This window comes from Citrobacter sp., from assembly GCF_050252275.1.
Lineage (GTDB): Bacteria > Pseudomonadota > Gammaproteobacteria > Enterobacterales > Enterobacteriaceae > Citrobacter_A > Citrobacter_A amalonaticus.
In genome coordinates, this window is sequence record NZ_JBFWLF010000406.1 from 1 (window position 1) to 2,789 (window position 2,789).

Here is a 2,789-nt window from a genome sequence, read left to right on the forward strand (position 1 = left end):
GCTGTTCCTGCAGTTCCCGTTCTCCCGTCTGGTACACATCTGGAGCGCGCCCGTGGAGTATCTGACGCGCAAATACCAGATTGTTCGCGCCCGTCACTGATGGGTGGCTTTATCAGAAACCTCGCATTTGCGGGGTTTTTTTTTCGCCCCAGCCGAGGTTATTTCCTGCCGCCGCAAACAGAATTAACGCGCCGCCTGTCAGTTGTGTGGCGTTAAGTGAATGACCAAACACCACGTTATCGACGACGATCGCCACCACCGGATAAATAAAGGATAACGAACCGGTAACAGGCGTGGGCAATTTCTGAATGGCGCTGTACAGCAACTGGTACATGATGCCGGTATGAACAATCCCCAGCGTCAGTAAGATACCCCACGGGTATGCGTGGATGAGCGCCGGGAACTGGGCCAGCGGCAAGAGCATGACCACCCCCGTCAGCACCTGAATAAAGGCAATATGCTGTGGCGCGATGCTTCTCAGTCTGCGGGTAATGATTGCCGTCAGGGCGTAAAAGAACGCTGCTCCAAGTGCGAGGGTCACGCCGGTTAACCAGGCTGTAGGATGGCCTCCGGTCAGTTCACCCGATAATAAAATGACCACGCCACCAAAGGCGAGGAACAGCCAGCCCCATTTTACTGCACTGACTCGCTCGCCCATCAGCATTCCCATCATCACCAGCATAAAGGGCTGGGTGTTGTACACCACGGTCGACAGACCGATTGAGATGCGCTCGTAGGCGGCAAACAGCAGCAACCAGTTTACGACCAGCGCGATGCCGCCCAGGATTGCCAGCCCCAACGTGACGCTGGTCAGCGGGCTAAACGGTTGTTTGCTGAGACGGATAAAGAGAAATAGCGCGATAGCCCCAATCAGGCAGCGCCAGAACACCACGTCAGTAACCGGCAGGCCGGAAAGTAACACAAACGCACCGATTGAACCGGAAATCACCATTGCCAGGCTCATTTGCCAGACGCCTTGCTGAAGATCACGCATCACACACCTCCTGATTGCAGGCTCTATTTTCGAAAATGGCTGTTCGCTTTTACAGCGTTCATATAAGGTGAAATGCGTGAATAACTTTTTATTATCAGGAAAAATTGATGAATGACCTTATTGATGAAATCGACCGACGGATAGTAGCGTGTCTGGTAGAAGATGCGCGGATGTCATTAAAGGTATTGAGTGGTCGGGTAGGATTGACTTCACCGAGTACCGCTGAGCGTGTGAAACGCCTGGAGGAGCGCGGCGTCATTCAGGGATATGGCGCGCAGGTGAACCTGACTGCGCTGGGATATACCTTGCAGGCGCTGGTACGGGTTCGGCCTTTACCGGGCCTGCTTCATAAAGTGGATAAATATATCCAGGCGATGCCCGAATGTATTGAAAGCGACAAAGTGACCGGCGAGGATTGTTTCGTTATCCGGCTGGTGGTGCGCACCATCGATCAACTCGATACCCTGCTTGATGGACTTTCCGAGCATGCGCAGTGTAATACGTCGATCGTGAAAAGCTCGCCGGTGAAGCGCAGATTGCCACCGATGTAGCGTTTTGCCGGGTGGCGCTCGAATCGAACCTTTGTCGAAGCTTCTCATCCTTCCCCGCATAGGCAGAATATAGGGAAACATCGATTGATTTAATAAAGGGATAACAGGGAAGTGATGGTGGTGGGGGAAGGATTCGAACCTTCGAAGTCGATGACGGCAGATTTACAGTCTGCTCCCTTTGGCCGCTCGGGAACCCCACCAGGGGTAAATATATTGTCAGAACTTACAGCGTGAATGGTGGTGGGGGAAGGATTCGAACCTTCGAAGTCGATGACGGCAGATTTACAGTCTGCTCCCTTTGGCCGCTCGGGAACCCCACCACGGGGTAATGCGTTTTACTGGCCTGCTTCCATTTCGGGAAGCGGGGCGCATCATATCAAATGATGCGCCCCTGTAAAGCATTCCGGCGAGAAAAATAAACTGGTTGCCTGATTTTTACCCGTAAAGGCGTAAAAGCTAACCAATTCATTTCTCAGTCGATTAAAGAATAATCGTCCGGTTGCCGTACACAAACACGCGCTGGGCAAGTACCTGATACAACGCGCGGCTCAGAACGTTCTTTTCGACGTCGCGCCCGGCGCGCATCATGTCTTCGGCCGTGTAGGTGTGATCCACATGGATGACGTCCTGCATGATGATCGGACCTTCGTCCAGATTGTCATTCACGTAGTGCGCCGTCGCGCCGATGATCTTCACCCCGCGCTCATAAGCCTGGTGGTAAGGGCGTGCGCCGATGAACGCTGGCAGGAACGAGTGGTGAATATTAATAATCTGGTTCGGGAAGCGCGCCACAAACTCCGGTGTCAGCACGCGCATATATTTCGCCAGCACCACGTAATCCGGTTGGTGCGCGTCAATCGCGTCCGCCATCTTCTGATCGTGCTCTTCACGGGTTAATCCTTCGTGACTGACCAGCTCGAAAGGAATTTCAAAACGCTCGACCAGCGAACGCAGCGTTTCGTGATTACCAATCACGGCGGCGATATCCACATCCAGACCGCCATAGTTGGCTTTCATTAACAGATCGCCCAGACAATGCGCTTCTTTGGTGACCAGAATCACCACGCGACGGCGCCCGGCAGGATTCAACTCGCGAATGGAGCCTTCCGGTAAGGCGCTATCCAGATCGGCCAGCAGCGTGGCGTCGTTAAAAATGCCTTCCAGTTCGGTGCGCATGAAAAAACGACCGGTGCGGTGGTCTACAAACTCATTGTTCTGCACGATATTCAGTTCATGTTTGTAGC

At 53.4% G+C, this 2,789-nt stretch carries 4 protein-coding genes and 2 tRNA genes; 2 read left to right on the top strand and 4 right to left on the bottom strand.

Translation table 11 applies throughout. The annotated features are described in order from the left end of the window. Positions 1–100, top strand: a 100-nt coding sequence (locus AB7E14_RS22395; protein ID WP_428169985.1) for a respiratory nitrate reductase subunit gamma, incomplete at its 5' end; no start/stop codon positions are given. Between the two features lie 12 nt (positions 101–112). Here the strand turns inward: AB7E14_RS22395 and AB7E14_RS22400 are convergent. Next, positions 113–994: a DMT family transporter gene (locus AB7E14_RS22400; RefSeq protein WP_316961720.1), complete on the bottom strand. Its 882-nt coding sequence runs from the start codon at positions 992–994 to the stop codon at positions 113–115. Positions 995–1,101: 107 nt separating this feature from the next. Here AB7E14_RS22400 and AB7E14_RS22405 point away from each other — a divergent pair, with 107 nt between their 5' ends. Beyond that, positions 1,102–1,545: an Lrp/AsnC family transcriptional regulator gene (locus AB7E14_RS22405; protein ID WP_044257703.1), complete on the top strand. Its 444-nt coding sequence runs from the start codon at positions 1,102–1,104 to the stop codon at positions 1,543–1,545. A 115-nt stretch (positions 1,546–1,660) separates the two neighbouring features. Here AB7E14_RS22405 and AB7E14_RS22410 read toward each other — a convergent pair. From AB7E14_RS22410 to purU, 3 genes are all read right to left on the bottom strand, one after another. Beyond that, positions 1,661–1,745 (bottom strand) — tRNA-Tyr (locus tag AB7E14_RS22410). 35 nt (positions 1,746–1,780) lie between these two features. After that, a tRNA-Tyr gene (locus AB7E14_RS22415) sits at positions 1,781–1,865 on the bottom strand. Positions 1,866–2,025: 160 nt separating this feature from the next. Continuing rightward, on the bottom strand, positions 2,026–2,789 hold a 764-nt coding region (gene purU, locus AB7E14_RS22420), incomplete at its 5' end, for a formyltetrahydrofolate deformylase (protein ID WP_428169984.1).